This window comes from Alienimonas chondri (assembly GCF_013036045.1).
Taxonomy (GTDB): domain Bacteria; phylum Planctomycetota; class Planctomycetia; order Planctomycetales; family Planctomycetaceae; genus Alienimonas; species Alienimonas chondri.
This window is the reverse complement of record NZ_WTPX01000344.1, coordinates 1-823: the sequence shown is the minus strand read 5'-3', so window position 1 is coordinate 823 and position 823 is coordinate 1. Positions and strand designations below refer to the sequence as shown.

Sequence of the window (823 nt, the reverse complement as noted above, 5' to 3'; positions counted from 1 at the left end):
GCGGGTTGGTGAGGGGTGGGCGATTGAGGAACAGGGCGAGCTGACGGCGTTGGGCGAGGGCGGCGGCTTCACGCTGGGCGACGAGGGGGCCGTGCGGGGGACGGTGACGGTTCCCAACGCCCTGTCGGCGTCCGCGGTGGCGACGATCTCCAGCGTGCATCGGCCGGCGCCGGGGTGGGGGCCGGTGCGGTTGGAGCACGTCGTGATCGCCGCGGGGCCGGTGTTGGTCGGCTCGGGGACGGATTGCCACGTCCGCGTGCGGGGGGCGACCGGCACGCTGCTGTTCAAACCGGGACCGGACGGCTGGGCGGTGCGAGGCACCGAACCGGAAAATGGTGCCGACGCCAGTGCGCCCGCGGGTCGTTCGGCGACGTTAGGATGGAAGGATGCGTCGGCGGGCGATTCGCTGGCCGGCGGGGGCGTCTCGCTGCGGTTGGAAGCCCTGCCTGCCGGGTAGATCGCCTGCCGGGTGAGCCGTCCGCTTGGCGAATCGCTCGTCGGAGCGTTCCTTCCCCCGCAAACTCGACCCCGCGCAGGCGACGCCGATGATCTGGTTCCCCCTCGTTCTGCTGGTCTTGGCGGGCATCGTGCTGCTGGTCGGCGCCTGGGGGTGGGTGTTGGGCGACGTGCTGCGGCACGAACCGAACGACGGCTGGGAGAAGCTGATGTGGGTCTACATCGTGCTGCTGACCTGGCCGTGGGGCGGGGCGCTGTACGTCTTCATCCGCCGCCCCGAACGCCTGCGGGAGTACGGCGAGTGACGTGAATGCCGCTTCTCCCCTCTCCCCCCGTTGAGGAATACTGGGGGGAGAGGGGCCGGGGG

2 protein-coding genes are annotated in these 823 nt (G+C 71.3%); both read left to right on the top strand.

Annotation, left to right across the window (positions count from 1 at the left end):
- A partial coding sequence (locus LzC2_RS21565; RefSeq protein ID WP_171190076.1) for a hypothetical protein occupies nucleotides 1–457 on the top strand: 457 nt, incomplete at its 5' end.
- 88 nt (nucleotides 458–545) lie between these two features.
- Nucleotides 546–761, top strand: a complete 216-nt coding sequence (locus LzC2_RS21560; protein WP_171190075.1) for a hypothetical protein — start codon at nucleotides 546–548, stop codon at nucleotides 759–761.
- Nucleotides 762–823 lie beyond the last annotated feature (62 nt).